16 protein-coding genes are annotated in these 20,209 nt (G+C 48.9%); 4 read left to right on the plus strand and 12 right to left on the minus strand.

Annotated elements, in window-relative coordinates; genetic code table 11:
- Positions 1-2: 2 nt before the first annotated feature.
- From DWX33_RS01575 to DWX33_RS01585, 3 genes are all read right to left on the minus strand, one after another.
- Entirely contained in the window at positions 3-3,047 is a 3,045-nt protein-coding gene (locus DWX33_RS01575) for an efflux RND transporter permease subunit (protein WP_005868335.1), read from the minus strand.
- Between the two features lie 10 nt (positions 3,048-3,057).
- Positions 3,058-4,107, minus strand: a complete 1,050-nt coding sequence (locus DWX33_RS01580; RefSeq protein ID WP_008778321.1) for an efflux RND transporter periplasmic adaptor subunit — start codon at positions 4,105-4,107, stop codon at positions 3,058-3,060.
- A 93-nt stretch (positions 4,108-4,200) separates the two neighbouring features.
- Complete coding sequence (locus tag DWX33_RS01585; protein WP_122379713.1) at positions 4,201-5,214, minus strand: DNA/RNA non-specific endonuclease; 1,014 nt, start codon at positions 5,212-5,214, stop codon at positions 4,201-4,203.
- 236 nt (positions 5,215-5,450) lie between these two features.
- Between DWX33_RS01585 and DWX33_RS01590 the strand changes: the two genes are divergently transcribed.
- Entirely contained in the window at positions 5,451-6,509 is a 1,059-nt protein-coding gene (locus DWX33_RS01590; RefSeq protein ID WP_008771966.1) for an ankyrin repeat domain-containing protein, read from the plus strand.
- Between the two features lie 177 nt (positions 6,510-6,686).
- Here DWX33_RS01590 and DWX33_RS01600 read toward each other — a convergent pair whose 3' ends face one another.
- Positions 6,687-7,742: a DUF1848 domain-containing protein gene (locus DWX33_RS01600; RefSeq protein ID WP_122379714.1), complete on the minus strand. Its 1,056-nt coding sequence runs from the start codon at positions 7,740-7,742 to the stop codon at positions 6,687-6,689.
- Between the two features lie 122 nt (positions 7,743-7,864).
- Between DWX33_RS01600 and DWX33_RS01605 the strand changes: the two genes are divergently transcribed.
- From DWX33_RS01605 to DWX33_RS01615, 3 genes are all read left to right on the plus strand, one after another.
- On the plus strand, positions 7,865-8,401 hold the full coding sequence (locus DWX33_RS01605; protein ID WP_008780503.1) for a flavodoxin family protein: 537 nt from the start codon (positions 7,865-7,867) through the stop codon (positions 8,399-8,401).
- Between the two features lie 5 nt (positions 8,402-8,406).
- Complete coding sequence (locus DWX33_RS01610; protein WP_121962543.1) at positions 8,407-8,613, plus strand: cyclophilin-like fold protein; 207 nt, start codon at positions 8,407-8,409, stop codon at positions 8,611-8,613.
- A gap of 239 nt (positions 8,614-8,852) precedes the next feature.
- Positions 8,853-9,494 carry an HU family DNA-binding protein gene (locus tag DWX33_RS01615; RefSeq protein ID WP_121962544.1) on the plus strand — a complete coding sequence of 214 codons (642 nt, stop codon included), beginning with the start codon at positions 8,853-8,855 and terminating at the stop codon, positions 9,492-9,494.
- Positions 9,495-9,535: 41 nt separating this feature from the next.
- Here DWX33_RS01615 and DWX33_RS22685 read toward each other — a convergent pair whose 3' ends face one another.
- The 8 genes from DWX33_RS22685 to DWX33_RS01650 form a co-directional block, all read right to left on the minus strand.
- Entirely contained in the window at positions 9,536-10,039 is a 504-nt protein-coding gene (locus DWX33_RS22685; protein WP_008771958.1) for a DUF6169 family protein, read from the minus strand.
- Positions 10,033-10,197, minus strand: a complete 165-nt coding sequence (locus DWX33_RS22455; protein WP_005856488.1) for a hypothetical protein — start codon at positions 10,195-10,197, stop codon at positions 10,033-10,035. The genes DWX33_RS22685 and DWX33_RS22455 overlap by 7 nt, the downstream gene beginning before the upstream one ends.
- 110 nt (positions 10,198-10,307) lie before the next feature.
- Positions 10,308-12,527 (minus strand): alpha-L-rhamnosidase C-terminal domain-containing protein, encoded by a 2,220-nt coding sequence (locus DWX33_RS01625; RefSeq protein ID WP_122379715.1) that lies wholly within the window; start codon positions 12,525-12,527, stop codon positions 10,308-10,310.
- A 205-nt stretch (positions 12,528-12,732) separates the two neighbouring features.
- Positions 12,733-15,330 carry a family 78 glycoside hydrolase catalytic domain gene (locus tag DWX33_RS01630; protein ID WP_122379716.1) on the minus strand — a complete coding sequence of 866 codons (2,598 nt, stop codon included), beginning with the start codon at positions 15,328-15,330 and terminating at the stop codon, positions 12,733-12,735.
- A 20-nt stretch (positions 15,331-15,350) separates the two neighbouring features.
- On the minus strand, positions 15,351-17,099 hold the full coding sequence (locus DWX33_RS01635; RefSeq protein ID WP_122379717.1) for an alpha-L-rhamnosidase C-terminal domain-containing protein: 1,749 nt from the start codon (positions 17,097-17,099) through the stop codon (positions 15,351-15,353).
- A gap of 3 nt (positions 17,100-17,102) precedes the next feature.
- Positions 17,103-17,903, minus strand: a complete 801-nt coding sequence (gene rhaD / locus DWX33_RS01640; RefSeq protein WP_122379718.1) for a rhamnulose-1-phosphate aldolase — start codon at positions 17,901-17,903, stop codon at positions 17,103-17,105.
- Positions 17,904-17,914: 11 nt separating this feature from the next.
- Positions 17,915-18,940, minus strand: coding sequence for an L-rhamnose/proton symporter RhaT (gene rhaT / locus DWX33_RS01645; RefSeq protein WP_122379743.1), 1,026 nt, complete (start codon positions 18,938-18,940; stop codon positions 17,915-17,917).
- Positions 18,940-20,199: an L-rhamnose isomerase gene (locus DWX33_RS01650; RefSeq protein WP_005856475.1), complete on the minus strand. Its 1,260-nt coding sequence runs from the start codon at positions 20,197-20,199 to the stop codon at positions 18,940-18,942. The genes rhaT and DWX33_RS01650 overlap by 1 nt, the downstream gene beginning before the upstream one ends.
- Positions 20,200-20,209: the final 10 nt, after the last annotated feature.

Raw genomic sequence — 20,209 nt, forward strand, 5'->3', positions numbered from 1 at the left:
TTTTACTCTGATTTAATCTTAAAGAAAACACAATAAGTAACCGGAAGCACGAAGATCGTCAAGATCGTAGATACGAACAGACCACCCATGATGGTAGCCGCCATACCGGCGAACATAGCGTCACCCAACAACGGCAACATACCTAAGATCGTCGTACCGGAAGCCATCGTCACCGGAACGATACGGGTTTTCGTTGCCTCTATCACGGCATTCACCGGAGACAAGCCTGCGTTCAATTGTAAACCGATCTCGTCCACCAGCACGATCGCATTCTTGATATTCATACCGATCAAGCCCAACAGACCCAGCATAGCAAAGAAGTCGAGAGACTTACCGAACACCAACAATCCCAATACCACACCAATGAAGATCAACGGCAGCATCGCCATGATCAATACCGGTTTCCGGTAATATTTCGGGAATAAGAATAACAAGGTGACATAAATCAAACCGAACATCAACGGGATATTAGCGGCGATCGCCTTATTACCTTTATCTTGCTCGGATTGCTCACCGAAATACGTCATCTTATATCCTTCCGGCACCTGAATCTTCTCCTGTACCTCTTTCCACAAATGACTGAAAGCAGCCATCGTATTGGCGCCACGCTTCGGCTCACACTGCATAAGCATACACGGCTCACGGTTGAATCGTCTCACTACGTTAAACTCATAATCCAGCGAGAAATCATCGATCACCTGCTCCACTTTTACCGAACGGCCTTTAGCGCTATAAACCGGCAAAGTCTTTATATCATTCAGACTGATAGAATCCTTATCCGCATCTTTCAGTAAGATCGGCATAAACACGTCGCCCTCACGATACTCACCCAAAGGTACGCCATTCGTAGCCGAACGCAAGGAATAAGCCACCTGCTGACGGGTAATACCCAGACGCAAACCTTTCTCTTGGGAATATAGCGGCTTCCATACCGGAACCTTGTTACCCCAACTATTGCGAACCTCCATCACCTGATCATAATTCCGGGCGATCTCCTGCGCCCTTTGCGTCAAGGCAACCAACGTATCTACGTTATCGCCGATAAAACCGATCTCGATCGCCGCATCCGGAACCGGAGACAAGGCGAACAAAGCCGAACGGGTCAATATATTCGGATAGTTAGCGACCATATAATCGTAGAACTTACCCTCTTCCGCTTGCGCATCCTCCGGATCTTGTGTCTCGATCAACACATTGGCGAAGTTTGGCTTCGGACCGATAGAAGAACTGGCCAAGTAATAACGTACCGGCGAACCTCCCAAGGTAAACGAGTATGATTTGATATTCTCATTCTTGCTGAGATATTCCTCCTCTATCTTCTTCACGTTCGTCTCCACGTCGTAGATGCTATATCCTTCCGGGAAGATCAAGTCCGCACGGAAATAAGGCTTGCTCATGATCGGGAAGAAACTCTGCGGCATGATGCTCATCACGAACAAGGAAAGGAATAACGTAGCTACCACGGTAGAGATCGTTACATATCTACGCTTGATCAAACGGCCCAATACCGACTCAAATTTATGATACAGCTTCGTATCGTACGGGTCTTTGCTCTCACCCGGTTTCGCCTCTTTCAAGATAAAATTACCGAAGGTAGTCGTTTGCGTCAAGGCCAAGACCCAGCTTAATCCCAAGGATACCGCCAATACGATAAACAACGGTTTCACGATCTCGGCCACGGATGCCGGTGCCAAGTACATCGGCAAGAAAGAACATACGGCGATAAAGGTAGCGCCCAACAACGCCCACTGCGGTTTCGTCGCGCCATCGATCAACGCCTGATAACGGGAAAGTCCCCGCTTGATACCGACTTGGGCATTATCCGTCACCACGATAGCGTTATCCACCAACATACCCATAGCGATAATAAAGGCCGCCAACGAGGTTCGGTTCAAGCCGACACCCCAGATCAACATGATCAATAAGGTACCACCTACCGAGAACAACAACGAACTACCGACCAACATACCAGCACGGGACCCCATCACGATAAAGATAATCACGATAACGATCAATAACGACTCGATCAAGTTCAAGATAAAACCGTTGTTCGCCTCATCCGCGATCTTGTTCTCCGGATAGATCGTTTTCAGGTCCATACCCACCGGGAACAGCTGCTCCATCTCCGCTAAATGATCCGCCACGGCGTTACCCACGGCAACCACATCGTCTTTCGAACCGGTAGCGACACCGATACCGATGGCACGCTTACCGTCCACACGCATCAGGTTCGAGGGAGGGTCCATATAACCACGCTCTACCGTAGCGATATCTCCCAAACGAACCTCACCGCCACTTTTCGTCACGATCAATTGGTCCCGGATATCTTGTATATCCTTATACGTACCTTCCGCACGCAAACGCAATTGATAATTACCGGTATTGATATCTCCCGTATTCACCAACAAGTTCTGCGTTTGCATCACCTGCTGGATAGCGTTCGGGTCGATACCTAGGTTAGCCAGTTTCGGGATAGAGATCTTTACGTTGACAACTTGTGTCTGTTCACCGAATAGGTAGACCTTCTGTACACCCGGTACAGGAGATAGCTCCGTCTTGATCTTTTGCGCCCAATTACGCAGGTCGTCGTAAGTATATCCCTCATCGGCCGTCAAGGCATAATAAATTCCGAATACGTCACCGAAGTCATCACTAACGGATATTGAGGAGGCGCCAGACGGAAGGCGGGGCTGTATATTCGCCACCTTACGACGCAACTCGTCCCACTTGACCGGCATATAATCCGGAGACAAGGTAGGCTGCAACTCAATAGAAATCTTGGACATACCGAAATAAGACTCAGATTTGATCTGGAACACATCCGACATAGCCTGAATCTCCCGTTCGATCGGCTCAGTCACCAGCTTCTCCACCTCCTGAGGTGTCGCTCCCGGATATTGGGTAACCAAAACCGCTTGCTTGATTACGAAGGGAGAATCTTCCTTCTTCGGCAATTTAAAGAAAGAATATATACCTCCTATCAGCATGACCGCTAGGAAAAAGTATATAATCTTCTGATTCTCTAAGGAATATTTTGGAATATTCATTGTTTATCTCTTAATCTGTTAATACTTTTACCTGTTGTCCATCCACCAAACGAGTGGCTCCGGCTGAGACAACCTGTTCGCCGGGTCGCAAGCCATCCGTTACGATCACGCCATCCTTGCCGATCAGCATAGACTCGGTAATCTTGCGACGCTCAACCTTTTGAGACTGCCCATTATAAACAAACACATACTTATCGCTATTGGCATCGTCAGCCACGACAGCGGCTAGCGGAACCAATACGGCGCCTTGCGTGAAACTCTCGCTATCCACGTTCAAGATCACACGGCAAGAGAAACCTACGGCTACCTTATATTTCTCTAAATTAAAGTTCGGATCATCGATATACAGATATACGGGAACGCCGGAGCCATCGGGAGAGGCTTCCACGTATTCTTTCACCTTCGCCTTGAAGCGAACGCCCTTGTAATTATCGAATTCCACATAAACAGAATAAGGAGAAGAGAAGTAATTGATATTACTCTCCGGCATCGTAAACACGACCTGTAACTTATTCGGGTTGATCAAGCAAACGATTCCTTGTCCGGCCTGTACCTTCTGGTAATTCTCTACATATTTCTTCTGGATAAATCCATCGAACGGCGCACGAAGCTTTGTCTGGTTCAATGTATTTTGCGCATACTCGAAAGCCGCCTTGGCATTTGAGTAAGAGGCTTCCGTAGACTCATACTCTTGTTTGGAGATAGCTTGTTTGGACAATAACTTCTTCGCACGTTGCAATTGCGCCTCAGCGGTCTGGAAAGACGCTTTCTTCGCCTCATATTCCCATTTAAAGTCCAGCGGATCAATCTCGGCCACGATCTGTCCCGTACGGACCTTCTGGCCTTCATCCACGTTTAATGAGATCAGCGGGCCGGACATCTTAAACGCCAAATCACTGAATTGATCGGGCGATACCACTCCACTGAATGATTTCTCAACCATGTTCAGAGAAGTAACGTCCGCCAATTTAACTGGACGAGGACCTTGCTCCTTAACGGGTGGTTGACTACAGGAAACCAATGCTGCCAAAACAAACACAGGGATTAATTTTCCTTTCATGATAACTTGCATTTTGTTATTTAATTATGATTTCTTTTTCTTCACAGTAAATATAAAACATTCTCGCCTAGAGATTGTTGAGCATAACGTGCCTTAAAAAGACCAACTACCATCATTCACGTATGCTTCCATCGGATTTTCTATCGAATCAGGCAAAGAAGGGAAAAAATCAATTCCGGTAACCTTCTCAACGCTATCGATAGGGATCATCATCGATTTCAACGGAGTCTTTCCATAGTCTTTATTATCAAACAGAAAACCTACCCCTTCTGGTTTACCGTTCGTTATCGTACAGATTACCTTATAAAAGGTCTTCGGGATTCCCACCCGATTCTTGCCTAACCGTTTCAGGTCGTCCGTGATCACCGGGCCGGTCACGATCAACAAAGAGCCATTCTCTTTCGCCCACAAACGAGCCTGCTCTTCCAGATCTTTCCAGATACCTCGGTTCAAGCCGGGCTTTTGCGGACAGATATTACTTAGGTAGAACGATTCCCGCATGGCCTTGGCGGACCATTTCATATCGCCGGCAGGCGCCATATGCCCTCGGTCATAGCCGGAACGGGTATAGTCCTCGTTCATGGCGGTAGCCCCTTTCACCATGGGGTCCGAGACGAACTTATTAGACCGCTCGTTCTTCTTACTTGTCGCCTCTTTCGAGGTCAGTTCATAGGCTACCCAATTGGCGATCTTATAATCGGAATTATAAGAAACCGTATAGCCCTCATGCTTTATAACCTGCTCTTTTTGTTTATTCTTTAGTCTCGGTATCTCAGCTCCCTCTTGAAAAGTATAAGCGGTGGTCTCTTTCTTTGGGTTCGTCGTTTGCTTGTTTTTCGTCGCTTGCGCGGCTTTCTTACCCGATGTTCCGGAACCGCCCTTGTCCGAGATCTTCGGACGGACTATTGTCTCCGCCCGATCCTGTTTCTTCTCTACAGGCCGTGTCTTGGATACCGGATAAAACCAGTTATATATGAATAATACACCGATAAAACAAACAACTACCGCAAAAGCGCCAAGAAGCATCTTCTTTACAGAAGACATGAATGATGATGCCCGCTTCTTCTTGCTTTTCCGGGGTTGAGGCTTACCTTTCTTTTTTGCCATACCTAAAACTTCCTATTCTTAACCTTTCGTATTGGGCGCAAAAATAGATAAATCCGGCATGTTATACAACACTATTCTAGGATAGTATTGGTCTCGATTACTATAAAAGACGGCTTAATTTAATGCAGACAGCATCCGGTGCAAATTCTTAGGGAAAATCATCGGTTGAATAATAAATATCTGTAACTTTGCTTACGGTAACAGAGTGGTATTTAATTTGTCAACAAATATTTCTTATGGAAGAACTCTTTCGACTCGTACGGGATGAAAACGACATTGACAAAGCCTTGTCTATGATTCGTTCGGGCTACATGCTGGAACCGTCTTACAAGGACCAATACAATTGCAGTCTCTTGTTCCATGCCGTTTATCGGAAAAGCCTGGAGCTGGTCAAAACACTGGTGGAAAAAGGCTTTGACGTGAATGACAGGTTGCCCGATGGTGCGACACCCTTGATGTCTGCGGCCAAAAACAATGTCATCGACATTGCAGAATACCTGCTGGAGAATGGGGCGGAGCTGGACGCGTGTGACGAGGAAGGTTGGACTGCCTTGATGACTTCCGCTTCTTTCAAACATTTCGACATGATGCGTTTTTTGGTTGAAAAAGGCGCAAATATTCATGCAAGAGCCAACTGGGGATACACAGTCCTGTTCTATGCCGTGATAAAAGGAAGCCTTGCCGATGTCCGATACTTGGTAGATAAAGGTGCGGACGCCAACGATAAGAACGATGGCGACCGAACCGTACTGATGGACGCGGTAACAAGAAACGACCCGGAAATGGTACGTTTTCTCATAGAACGAGGTGCCGATGTGAAGATACGGACAACTGAAAACAACTGTTGCGTGTTGGGAGAAGCCGCCCGTTGGGCTAACGCGGAGATTGTGCAACTGTTAATTGAGCATGGCGCAGATGTCAATAATGTCGATACGATGGGAATGACCCCATTGTTGTATGCTGCCACACACGATAATGTCGAAGCTGCCCAAATGTTGATAGAAAACGGAGCTAACCTAGAAGCTCGCGAACGATATAAAGGTTTCACCCCTTTGCTGTATGCCTGCCATTTGCTCAAGCCGAAAATCATACCTTTGCTGGTAGAGAAAGGGGCAGATTTAAACGCAAAAGACAAGAAAGGCAAGACCCCATTGGGGAATGCCTGCAAAAAAGGAGGGCTTGAAATAGTGAAGTACTTAGTGGAACATGGAGCTGGTTTACAGGTCGGCAAAAAGAATGTAGCGGATGTGGTAAAAGACAAAGCGATCAAGCAGTATCTTTCCGAATTGCCATGAATCTCATATTGAATCAGACAATCCTTAATAAATTACTGTAGTTATGTCAATGCATGCAATAGAAAGTTTGGTGGAATATTCCGTAATAGCCGTAGCGACCGCTTCGCCTGTTCCGCCTACGGCACAAAGACTGCGGGTACACGGTCTTGCGAGTTCGTGACGAACTGGAAAAATCGGTTATCTCTCCCTGCTCTCACCGGAGCAATTGCCCGAACCCGAGCGTTCTGAACACTGAGCCACATTCTTTTGTACGCATTCCCTACTTGTATTGGCATAACAATAGACACAGAAATGGGAGCAAGTGTTATACATACCGATATCTTTGCTTATCATGCAACCACAGGCTTTCCGTTGGCCTTTGTCTTTTAGGTCTTTGCGTTTGTCGGGTAAAGCGGGAAACGTACCAAAAAGATCCGGTTCGGGTAATTGGCCTGTTCGAAGATAATAAACCAATTCATAATCCTCCCCAAACACACGCTCCATTAAATCACCGTCGATACACCGGTTATGCTCAATGCCATAAACCGTAAGGTCAATATCCTCGGCACAAGTAGCGAGTGTCACATTCCAACCAGTAGAAGCCCAAATTTCCCTCAACTTCACCAATCCCTCTACAGTTTCTTGACGTTGCATCGCATTCATCTCAGCGGTTTCCACATCCTCTTTCGTAAAGCAATTCGTCTCTTTTATAAGATTGTTCTGTACCTTACGATACGCCTTTACATCTACGAAACTGAACACGAGCTTATCAGTATATCCTTTCAACTGATTGCCGATCTTCCAAATACGTCTAAGCAGGACACGAGGCGTGATAGATGGAGTTATAATCAATGGGTCGAATCGCCAGATCACCCGTTCCTTCCCTATCATTTCCGACAACTCCCGAAATGTCTCCACCCGTTGCGTAACGCTCGGCACATTCGGCTCAAAGCCTTCGCTCACATAGTCATTCAACGTGAACTGGAAATAATAATGGATACCCCTCCTATCCAACTCATGCAAATAAGGCAATATCGGCTTCGGATTCTTTGTCCAAAACACGATTGCCTTACACCGCTCAAACGACACATACATCTTCCGCCGATTAAACGGATTATACCAAACACAATACCCCTTGGCCAAACGATTAAAGAACCACTTGACATAAAAGGCCGGAATATCCGTTGACCGGCTGGCCGAAATGATGATGGGAGCAAGTGCCTCGACTTGCTCACCGGAGTCCGTTGTGATCATTCTTCCGTATTATTATGTAATTAGGGTCATAACATCCGTAATTTGTCTACCGCAAGATAGGGATTATCTCGCTATTTTTGTATCCTAAAAATGAATGTAGAACCTAATAAATAACAGTAAACATGAAAAATGTATTGATTTTATCTTCCAGCCCCCGTCGTGGAGGCAATTCCGATACGCTATGCGATGAGTTTATGCAAGGGGCGATCGAAAGCGGTCATCGTGTGGAAAAGGTTTTTCTGCGAGACAAGACCATTCACCCCTGCACGGGATGCGGCGTGTGCAGCCAATACAAGAAGCCTTGTCCACAAAAAGATGACGCAGCAGAGATTATCGGAAAGATGCTTGCCGCCGATGTGATCGTGATGGCTACGCCGGTCTATTTCTATGCCATGAGCGCACAGATGAAGACGCTGATAGACCGTTGCTGCGGTCCTTATACCGAAATGAAAAACAAGGAGTTTTACTTCATCGCCACGGCCGCTGAAGACGATAACGGCATCATGGATCGCATTGTGGCCAACTTTATGGGATTCCTCGACTGTCTGGAGAACCCGACCGTGAAAGGAACGCTATTCTGCGGTGGTGTGTGGCACGTGGGCGAGATCGAAGGGAACCCGACCTTGAGGCAAGCATACGAGCAGGGAAAACGAGTATAATACTCTTGATCGCGACCAATACGTTCCGTCCGGGTATAATCCATACAGGCGACCTACTTCTATGGGGAGCGAATACGGTAGTCCTTTTCTACGAGACCTTTTCCTCGTCTTACAGCTATACCCGTTTAGGGAAGATAGAGAATCCCGCAGGGTTGGCCGACGTACTTGGCAGAGGAAACGTGAGGGTTGCCCGCTTCTCCCTAAGTAAATAACGCTCCGATACCGCATAAATACCTTATCGGTAGCAGATGGATTCTTGTTCGCATACTGTATAATTCTACAAACCACGACGTGGTCTGTACAGATCAAGACGTGGAATATACAAATCACGACGTGGTCTATATATTCCACGGTGATAATTTGGAAATAGATCAAGTAGTTAGTATATTTGTATATAGTAAGAAGAATGTTTTTAACTTGAAGATACAAACAATTATACCTAGTAGCAGTTATGGCAGAATATATCAAGCAAGAGATGTGCGACCTGAACGGGACGGGGGAAAAGCCGGTGTATTATCGGATGAAGATACAACGGAACATGGACATGGAGGATTTCGTGGAACGGATCACCTACCCCGGATCGGGCTTGAGCAGGGGTAGCGTAATACAGGTGATGACGACAGTAGCGGAACATCTGGCCTATTGCATGGCGGAAGGGCAGTCGGTCACGTTGGATGGCATCGGTACGTTCACGCCCCGCCTAGGCGTAGCGAAGGACAAGGAGATCGACTCGCTGGATGGTGACGAACCGAAGCGTAACGCACGGAGCATCGAGGTGAATGGTATCAACTACCGGGCCGACAAGGAATTGATACGGGAGACTAACCTGCGTTGCGATTTAAGACGGGGAGGTATCAGCCGTGTCCGGAAATCGCCCTTCACCGAAGAGGAACGCCGGACACGGGCATTGGATTATCTGGATGAACACCCATTCTTGCGCATACAAGACTACATGGCTGTCACCGGACTAAAACGTAGTAGCGCAAACCGTGAGCTACTACGCCTCAGTAGCGACTCGGCGAGTGGAATCACCCTATCGGGTTATGGAAGCCACCGGGTGTATGTCCGCAGAAAAACAGAGGGCGATCACTAATCCACCCAATGATGCCCCGGGCCGGAGAAAATACATACATTTTACTCCGGCTTTTGACTAAGCATTTGTATTGTTTCAGTAAACTCCGCGACTATAGACTTCAAATTGGGATTATCGAGTCGAATAATAATCGCCGCATAATTCTGTATCCCATCCGCATCTCGGATGTCCGCAGACATGAAAGCGAAATCAGATTTACGCGGCGAGGAATGAAACCAAAACTCAAAAAGGCGATTGCGCATACTCTGCTTGCTATCTCCTGTCTCACAAATATACAACAGAGTTGTATTAGAACATTCGAAAAACTCATAGACTATCGCCATTATCGCCCGCCTCAACTTAGAATCACGAGGAGACTTTCTATTATTCGTATTAGCAATAATAAATTGATAGGATTCATCACTAAGCATCAATTCGTCCTCGAGAAAACTGACATAATAAATCACACCAAAGTCCGTAACAAACCGGAAACACATAGAATCCCTAAGAGCTGTTACCGCATAAGGAGAATTAGAATTTATACGTTTAAGGTTAAGGCTTACCATACTTCAAAATAAGTAGCTTCTTGCCCTGTACGTTTCTTAAACTCTTCTTTCATCTCTTTTTCCAGTTTAGCTACATACTCTCGCTTCAGCTTCCGTGCGGTCTCCAACCGACGCAAAGCCTCTTCTCTGGTAATCTTGCTATTTTTCTCTTTTTCCATATCCTTCGATATAATACTTATATATTACAAATGTAGGATAAATTCCGTTCTTTACCAAAATATTTATTCTTTGCTTCTGTTTTTGAGAAACATAACAAACACACAGATTACTAATCCACCCAATGGTGCCCCGGGTCGAGATGCTTGCGGGTGCCGTTCGGTCTTATCAGTTCGGCGGAGGTGCCTTCCGGGATTTGGAGATCGAACTTCAATCGCTTGCCTTTCTTCTTGATGCTTACTCGGATGGTTCCATAATGGGTCTCTAGGCTGGCCGAGGCTTCCGATAAGGAACCCAATTGAGGCGAGATCTTAAAGGTACGGAAGCCGGGAGAGGTTGGCTCGATACCGCAGACCTTCTGGCTCAATAAGGTAAGCGGGCCACCGCTCCAAGCGTGATTGATCGTGCCGCCACCGAAGCCCTCGGCTCCGATGCCCCATCCCTCGAACAAGGTCGTGTATTCGGCATAATCCAGCATACGGGTGTAACGTTGCTTCATCCGTTCCAAGGCAAACGCCGGCTCGCCCATCTGGAAAAGGGCCTCTAGGACATACTTCTCCATATAAGGGCTGGCGTGATACTCCTTTTTAAGTACCTTCGTCAGCGCCGGATACTTATCTTTCGAGGCCAGCCCGGAAACAACCGCCATGGCTTGGGAGCGATCGTCCGTCTCCCCTTTATAGCCGGGGGAGCGATAGGCGGAACCTGTCCAGAACTTCGTGTCGAAACAACGTTCTATGCTACGCATCATCCGGGAGATCTCATCGGCATCCTTATCCTTGCCGAGTTGCAGGGCGAAGGCTCGCTCCGCTTTCAAGGCCAGATAATACCAGCAGTTGGTCAATACACCCATATCGACATGCTCGCCCCAGTCGCCCCAGCTCCAAGCGCCTTGACGCTCGATCACCAAGCCACTCTTATCGACTTGCCAAACCTCGTGTAGGTAACGGCGCATCCGGTCGTATATCATCGGTACGAAACTACTGTCGGCACTATAATAATATTGCGTATAAAAACCGTACCAACCGATAGACGCCAACATCTGTAAAGGAAGCTCCTTATCCCAATTACCCGCCGGAACCGGAGCGTAGAGCGTTCCGTCCTCCCGCTGCCAATTCATTAATTCATGGATGCCTTTTACGGCTAGTTTCTGCCCGGACGGAGAAAGGGCGTAGAAAGCCTCGCCTAGCTCATTCACCTCGTCGCCCCACCATTGGGCACGTTCACGGTCGGGACAGTCCATATAGTTGTCACGCATCGTTATGTATAAGGTACGGGCAGAACGTTGCCAAAGCTCGTCGTAGAACGGGTCGTCACAATGGAAAGAGCCTGCGAGGTCCGTGTTGTAACCGGTCTCACGGTATTTCACATCCAGCACCTTCACGCCCTCGGGGATGATGTAATAGACCTCATGGCCGTTCATCCAGCCATAGCTTTCGTATTCCTGCTCACCCTCACGGGTGATATATTCGGCACGTACGTTGCGCTCGCTTCCTCCCTCGTAATTATCCATCCGGATGTGGATAGTCTTCCCGGCCTCCGCCTCTACTTTTAGATACGGAGTGATCTGGGCATTATAGGGCAAACGACAGAACAGGGTATCGCCTCTCAAGGATTCCCGGACGGATACATAGGATAACAGGCCGCTGTTTTTCCACTGGGGTATCGGACGTTCCACCAGCTCCCCGAAAGGAGCTTTCCCCGCCTTACCGACGCAGACCGCCCCCGGAAGGGAACCTTCGAAACTCGTACGGTTCCAGTTTGTTATCGCTTGACGGGCATCGAAGCGGATATTACTCTCCGGCATACGGTAATTCGGGAAAGGGGCCTCGGTATTTTGATAGGCCTCATACAAGGCGCACTGCCAGCTCGCGTCGGAGACGATCTCCAACCCCGGGGCGATCGCCTCGAATAACAAAGCCGCTTTCCCGCTGTTGATATGACTGAAACCGTCTTTCCCGAAATGCCAGAGCAAGATAGCGATGGTGTTCGAGCCTTTTGTCAGGTAAGGGGCGATATCTACCGGATCGTAATAAGTCCCGGAAGGAGAAGGTCCTCTTTTCAAGCCACCCTCGAAGATAACCAGTTGGTCGTTGATCCAAAGCCAATACTTGGAATCGGCGGCGATACGGGCGATGAGTTGATTCGGGACATCCGTCACGCCGAATGATTTACGGTAGATCAACCAAGTATTCGTAGCGCTTTGGCAACGCTCGGTATTGATCCATTGGGCTTTCCAAGGGAAGGAAGCGGGACAACTGTCCGAGGCAGTCACTTTTATCCAGCTGAAAGATAGGAGAAACAATAGAAGAGCAAGAAGTAGCTTGTTCATACGTTTAATCTTTAAGGTTCTCAATTATTTGCTTTCGAAATCCCCAGTTGTAGAGACGGGGCGTGCCCCGTCTCATCCCAGCTAAATGGCAACTTAAATACTATCAGTCTATGGTGAGACGGGGCACGCCCCGTCTCTACAACTAGGTAAAATAAGCCAATATAGGCGATGTCATTACCGGCTTACTAAAGTCATACGGTTCTTATCACACCGGATATGAAAACGTATGCGTACCGGCGGATACGGTCTCGGTCTGATCGCCTACCACGATATCGGCGGAGCAATCAGCCGGAATCGTCACGGTAAGCATAACCTTATCCCCCTCCCGTTTCCATTCGCTGGCGATACGGCCGCGTACGGAATGGTACTCACCTTTCGCCCAATCCAGTTCTTTCACGAAATGAGGCGTGATACGGATATGACGGAAGCCCGGAGCCGAGTCGTCATGATTGATACCGGCCAGCTGGTTCATCATCCAAGCGGAGACATCTCCCATAAAGACATGGTTCAAGGAAGCGTCGGCAAACTTCGGACTAAGTGTCCACGTCTCCGGCAATGTGGAGTAACCCATCGTCTCTACCCAATATCCCCAAGAAGGTGCCCCGGTCTTCGTGATCATCTTCATGGCATCCTCGATATAGCCATATTTCGTAAGCATGGCCGGAACGGTCTTACTGCCTAATAGACCAAAATCCAAGAAATAGTTATTTCCCGCTACCACCTCACGCAGCTTATCCGCCACAAGTTGTTCCTTTCCTTCCGGTACAAGTCCCAGATACAAGGCCAAGGCTTGCGCCGTTTGGGTCCCTTCGGCATACACACCGGTCTCGGCGTTGAAGAACTTCCGGTTGATCAAGGATTTGAGGGTATTCGCTTTCTCTTGATAAGGAGCGGCGTCCTTGCCCAGCAAAGAGGCGAAGCGAGCCATCAACTTATAATCCAGATAATAGTAGGCGGTAGAGGTATATTCATTATTCGTCGTAGCTTTCCAATACACCCAGTCACCCAAGCCAAAAGGCAAGTAACCGTCTTTCTCTTTCGTCTTCAAATAATCCAGATACCGCAACATCGTAGGATATAAGCGCTCTATACTACGAGACTCGCCATAATAATCATACAAGGCGTTCGGGATGATAAACATGACAGCGTCCCAAACCGGACCCGGCCACTCGCCATATCCCCAACCGCTGGAAGGGATGATACCGGAGATCTCACCCGCCTCACGCTGGTTGTCGATAATGTCATCCATCCATTTCTCATAAAGCGTGATACCATCGAAGCCCAGCAAACCGAGGTCGATCGCAATATGTGCATCGGCTGTCCAGCCATTCTTCTCCCGTTGCGGACAATCGGTCGGGATACTGTGCAGGTTACTGCGGTAAGCCTGCATCGTAGCCTCCCATATCTTATTCAATAGAGGATTCGAACAAGCGAAGGAACCGGACGGACGGACATCGGTATGCATAAACAAGCCGGTCAAGTTCTCTTCCGTTAAAGTAACGGGACGGCTACTCTCCACCTCCACGTATTGGAAACCGTGATAAGAGAAGGAAGGCATGAAGATCTCCTCCTCTCCCGTACCTTTCAAGGTAAAGACATCCATCTGGAATACCTCGTCCGGTTTGACCGGATGATAATATACATTGATATTGCCTTGCTCCAAGCGACCGTCTGTCTTCAACAACTCACCATGTTTTAACGTGATACGGGTTCCCGCCTCACCTTTCACCTTCAAGCGGCAAAGGCCGGACATGTTCTTCGGGAAAGAATATACGTATAACTGATCGGAGAAACGTTTCATAGACACGGGCCTCACCTCTTCCGTGATACGGATTCCCGGCATTTGCTGGGCTACCAACAGAGGTGCCGGAGCCTGCGCCGGAAGTGCCGCTTCCCATTTACTATCGTCGAAATGAGCGGTTTTCCATCCGGCCTCTTCCAGCCGGGCATCGAATTTATCGCCGCTGTATATATTATTATAGGTATAGGCCCCGGTGGAAGTCTTCCAAGTCTCGTCCGAACCAATCACCTCCGTCGTACCATCCGTATAGGTAATACGTAACTCACATAGCAGGCGGGGACGATTCCGCCAGCGTGCCTCATGAAAATTCCAGACCGCCACGGACTGCTCATTGTACCAGCCGTTTCCCAGAACAGCGGCCACGGCGTTGTCGCCTTGCTTCAGCAAAGAGGTAACATCATGCGTCACGTACAAGATACGTTTATCGAAATGCGTATACCCCGGGTCCAGATAATTCGTTCCGACCCGCTCGCCATTGATGAATAGCTCATGATACCCAGCAGATGCTACGTACACACGGGCATCCTTCACTTCCTTGCCTACCGGGAAAGACTTGCGGAACAGAGGGGCAGGCTCGAACTCCTTATCCTTATGATCGGTAATCCAAGAGGCGGACCAATCCGAGGGATCGAACTTAGCGGTCTCGAAAGAAGCCGTCTCCGAGGTAGCGCACGGACGCCCTTCACCATCCCATACCGTAACATTCCAGTAATAACGGGTATGAGGTTTCAGGGCCATTCCCTCCGCATAGGGCCGCAAGTCGTCCGGACTCGTACCGATCCGTACCTCATAGCGGGAAGCCTTAAAGCCCTCCTCATTTCCGGAGTATTCCCATGTAAAGCGAGGAGACGAAGTATCCAAGCCGATAGGCTCCGTAAGGTATTCCGTACGGAGATTCGTAGGTATCGTTAATTCATTATTGCTTTTACAACCGCCTAATAAGAGGGCGGCGAAAGCGTAGATGCAAATAGTTTGTTTCATATATTCTATAATTATATACATTCTACAACTAAGTATAAGAGCTACGGGGTAACTCGTATCTCTTCAGGAGCGTTGATATGGCTTATCACCTTACCGTCCGCACCTTTCTCATGTCGGATCTCGATCACCCCGTAAGGCGTGGGAAACGTACCTTCCACCCATTCGAGATCTCCCAGATGTGGGATGATACGTACCGTACGGCAACCCGGTTCCACCACTTGTACGCCCAATACGTACTCGCTTAACCACGATGTGGGGCCCGAAGCCCATCCATGGCACAAGCTATGGCGGAAACCTTGATAGCAATACGCCCCATAATCTCCATGAATGTCTTTCTTTCCAGCGGGGACCAGCTCATCAATACGCCCTGCGTCAGGAAGCCATTCCATATTGAAATCCTCCCAAAACGTCGTAGCACCTACATCCAGCATAGCTCCCCAATACGTACGGATCACATCTAACGCACCTTGGTAATTACCAGCCAACGCCATCGCCCGTAGCATATAATACCCGTAAAACGTAGAGAAGCCTTTCGCCCCGTCCACCGCCAAGCAACGCTCGTTCGCCTCCTTAGCATCCATAATACCCGCCAGAGCCATCAAGGCGGCGGCCTGTTTATCCCCGGGCGTAATCCGATCTTTCTCCGAAGGGAACCGGGATTTCTTCCAAAGGGAAAACTCAATAGCCTTGGAAGCTACCATACGGCACTCCGAGGCCAACGCATCCTCGCCTAAAACAGTACATAACTCCTCTCCCGCACGCATGGCTTGTATCATCAGCGATTGAAGGCCGGCATCGATAGCGGGTGTATTCTCACTGGAAGGCCAATCCAAGAAACGGTTCCCATCCAGTCTCTCTTGTCCGCTTGGGTCAACCTTCGAGATCAAGTGACGCAACAAAGCAGTCATATAAGAGCGTTGCTCTTGTAGATACGCAAGATTCCCTTGGTAATAATACCAATCCCGCTGAATCAACAACCACCAGATCGAGTACGAACTGATACCGTTCATCCAACTAGGCAGCAGCGTAATATCCCGAATCAAATCCAAGCTCTTAGGAACCACCTCATTATAACCGAAGACGGTACTGACCGTCATTACCTCCGGATGTAAATCCCCCACCCAGACCAGACGATCCCGTTTTACGCCGTCCCATAGATATTCCTGCATATTCAAGTGGACCGTGTACGCACCTGTCTTCCAGATCCGGTTCAACCGCTCGTCATTACAACGGAAAGAGCCCAGATAAGGAATATCCCGGAACGTGGAGATCGCACGGACCTCTTTTAATTGCAACTCCGTAGAATCACCCAATACATCAATACGCACGAAACGGAAACCGGAATTACCGATCTCCTGCACGCCCAGCCAAGGGAGCGATACCACGAAATCCCGCATCGCATGATCGTTGCTCGCCCCGTTCGCGCCATCTATCTCGCACATAGCCTCACTAACGGACTCGCCGAAACGAACCCGTACGGAAACCGGATCGTGAGACGGCGGCATACCGGTCACCAGCTGAAGGCCGCCTTGCAACTCCTTCCCGAAATCAAGCAGCAAAGCGGGATGTTCGGTTGGCGTACTTTTCAACACACACAACCGATTATTCGCCAAATCCGACTGTCCGTTGCCCGGAACAAGCAAATGGTTCGCTCCCGTAATTCGCGAACTATCTTGCTGCCAGACAATACGGACCGGAGCGATATACTCCCGTGTCCGATGGTCTCGCTGCTGGGCGAACAACGTGAACGAACCGATCCCTATGAATAGAATGATTAATTTCTTTCGCATACGCTAGAGTCCAAAAGCCGGAACCAAGTCATCCAATTGCTGATCCGTCATACCTTCCGGCTCGTAACCGGTCATGCGGGCACTGAAATAGATCTGGGCGGATTTACTCAACGTATCGATCGCATCGAAGCACTCGATCAGGTCCTCACCGACGGCAAGGATACCGTGCTTCTCCCAGAACACCACGTCGTGCTCCTCCAATTGGCGGATCGTAGCGTGCGCCAACGCCAAAGTGCCCGGTATCTCGTAAGGAACGATACCGACCCCTTTCGGCACGATAATCCGACATTCCGGGATCATACTCCATAACGTGCGGGTAATCTTCTCCGAATCCAAGAACGGCTTGCAATGCGTCATGCCGATAATATCCGTCGGATGCGTATGCAATACCACCCGGTTATCCCGTCCCTTCGCACGCAAGAAATTGTGCATCAACAAATGGGAAGGCAACTCGGAAGTCGGTGGGATCGGTTGCTCCGCTAGGATATCATACGATTTCCCATCGGCGGCGATACGGATCAAAGAGCCGTTGGCGAAAGGATCTTTCGCCACGTAACGCATCCGTTTTCCGGTACCCGTCACATAAAAGACGTGCCCGCATAAGGCCGTCATCGCCTCTTGCAAGGGAATCGAGGAAACCAAAGCCGGCAACGCCTTCTCCTCCTCGCTCAATAAAGTAGTCAGGTTCACCGATATATTCCCGCCGTTTCGCTCAGCCCAACCCTTGGTCCACAAATAGCCGGCGACCTCGGCGATACGATCTATTTCCGCCATCAGGCGTTCATTGTTTCTTAGTGTTATCATGTCTATTTTAATTAAACTATATTCGGATATAATAAGGAAAGGATCAAGATACACATGCCGGTAATCAATACCACGATCGTCCGGCGATCCACGCCCTTCCATTCTTTTAATAAGATGCCCCAGACATTACTGAAAATAACATTCAACGACATCAGGATACTCCACGAGAAAGCCAGCATAACCGGGGAATCCGAGAAATAGCTCTTTCCCATCCCCAGTCCGAAGAACTGCGAGTACCAAAGCACGCCTGCCAAAGCGCAAAATAAGGCATTATTCAGCAATGTACCTCCCGATACCGAGAAATAATCCTTGCCCGTCCCGTTTTTCACGTTCTGGAAAATACAATACACAGCGTTCGTACAAAAGCCGCCCAAAGTAACCAACAGTATTACGGGATTCAAGGCGAACAGATCGCTAGCTCCCGCCTCTCTCGCTTTCGCCAGCACCTCGTTTCCCGATTCCAAACCCAAATTGAAGCAGGCGCTCATCACGCCGGCAAGCAAGGCTACCGCCAAGCCCTTAGTCAAGGCAAAATCCTTCACCGCCGCTTTCTTCTCCTCCTCACTCATATTCCGAGCCCGTAGGCTTCCGGCATAACCGATCACGGCGATACCCGCTAAGGTAATGCAAACACCGGTCAACAGGATCAATCCGGTTCCCTCAAACAGATTCGTTCCACCGAACAAAGCCGGGAAGAGCGTACCAAAACCGGCGCATGTACCCAAGGCGATGCTCTGTCCCAAAGCTACGCCCAGATAACGCATACTCAACCCGAAAGTCAACCCGCCGACACCCCAGAGCATGCCATAGATAACCGCTCCCAAGCTACCCGGCGAACACCATAGCTCCAGTAAGGTACTCCCTTCCGGTACCGCCAACATCGCTCCGAGATAAGGGAAAACCAACCAAGCGAAGATACCTTGCACCAACCAAAAGCTTTCCCAACTCCAATCCCGGATCTTATTGATCGGCACGTACGAGCTACTCTGCCCGAAACTGCCGATCGCGATGATCAACAACCCGATCCCGATCTCTATCATTGCCGTCTTGAGGTAACGTCGGACTCATATTTCTCGATCTCAGCGATATAAGACTCTCCTACGGGGACCCCACTTTGTAGACAATACATATCCCAAACCGCCCCCCAAGGCAGACTCTTCGCTTCCTCCTGCAAGGCAAGACGCTGGAAATACTTACCCTCATCCTCGTACTGGCGAAGCAAGGCGATCGGCTCCAGCAAAGCGAGCATAAAGGCTTTTTGCGTAGCACGGCTACCAATGACATAAGCACCGATACGATTGATGGTAGCGTCGAAATAATCCAAACCGATATGTACCCGGTCCAAGGCGTCGCAACGCACGATCTCACGGGCTAAATCCTGCACATCGTCATTCAAGATCACGACATGATCGCTATCCCAACGGATCGGACGACTTACGTGCAACATGATCTCGGGCGTAAACAGCAATAACGAGGAAACCTTGTCGGCGATACTTTCCGTCAAATGGAAATGGCCGGTGTCCAAGGTAACGATCTTGTTCTTTTTCGCCCCGTAACCCAAATAGAAATCATAGGAACCTACCGTATAACTTTCCAGACCGATACCGAAGAGTTTCGCCTCGATACAATCTTTCATCCATTTATATTCGGTAGCGAATATCTCATCCAGCGATTCCTCCAAGATACGGCGATAACGTAAGCGGCTGGCCGGTACTTCCTTGCTCCCGTCATGTATCCAAAGGTTCATCATGCAAGGATCGTTCTGGGCTTTACCCATCTCATCGCTGATCCAGCGACAACGCTTCGTATGCTCGATCCAGAAGTTACGGATATCATCGCTGGGGTTCGCCAAGGTCAAATCTCCGCTTTTAGGGTGCGAGAAAGAGGTACTGTTGAAGTCTAGCTTGAAATCATTCTCTTTCGCCCATTGTATCCAGCTCTCGAAATGATGGGGTTCTACCTCGTCACGGTCTACTTTCTCCCCTTGGAAATCCCCGTAGATCTCATGCAGACTAAGCCGATGATTACCGGGGATATAGGATTTCGCTTTCAATACATCCCGACGCAACTCGTCGATAGTACGGGCACGTCCCGGATAATTGCCGGTCACTTGTATACCACCGGTCAAGGAGCCGCCTTGGTTCTCGAAACCGCTTACGTCATCGGCCTGCCAGCAATGCAGGGATAGGGATATTTTCTTCATATCCTCTAAAGCTTTACGAACGTCTACACCTACGGCCGCATAACGTTCTGCCGCTACTTCAAATGCCTGTTGAATTAAACTGTCTTTTGTCATGGTATGATGT

It is taken from the genome of Parabacteroides sp. AF19-14, from assembly GCF_003635485.1.
Classification (GTDB): domain Bacteria; phylum Bacteroidota; class Bacteroidia; order Bacteroidales; family Tannerellaceae; genus Parabacteroides; species Parabacteroides distasonis.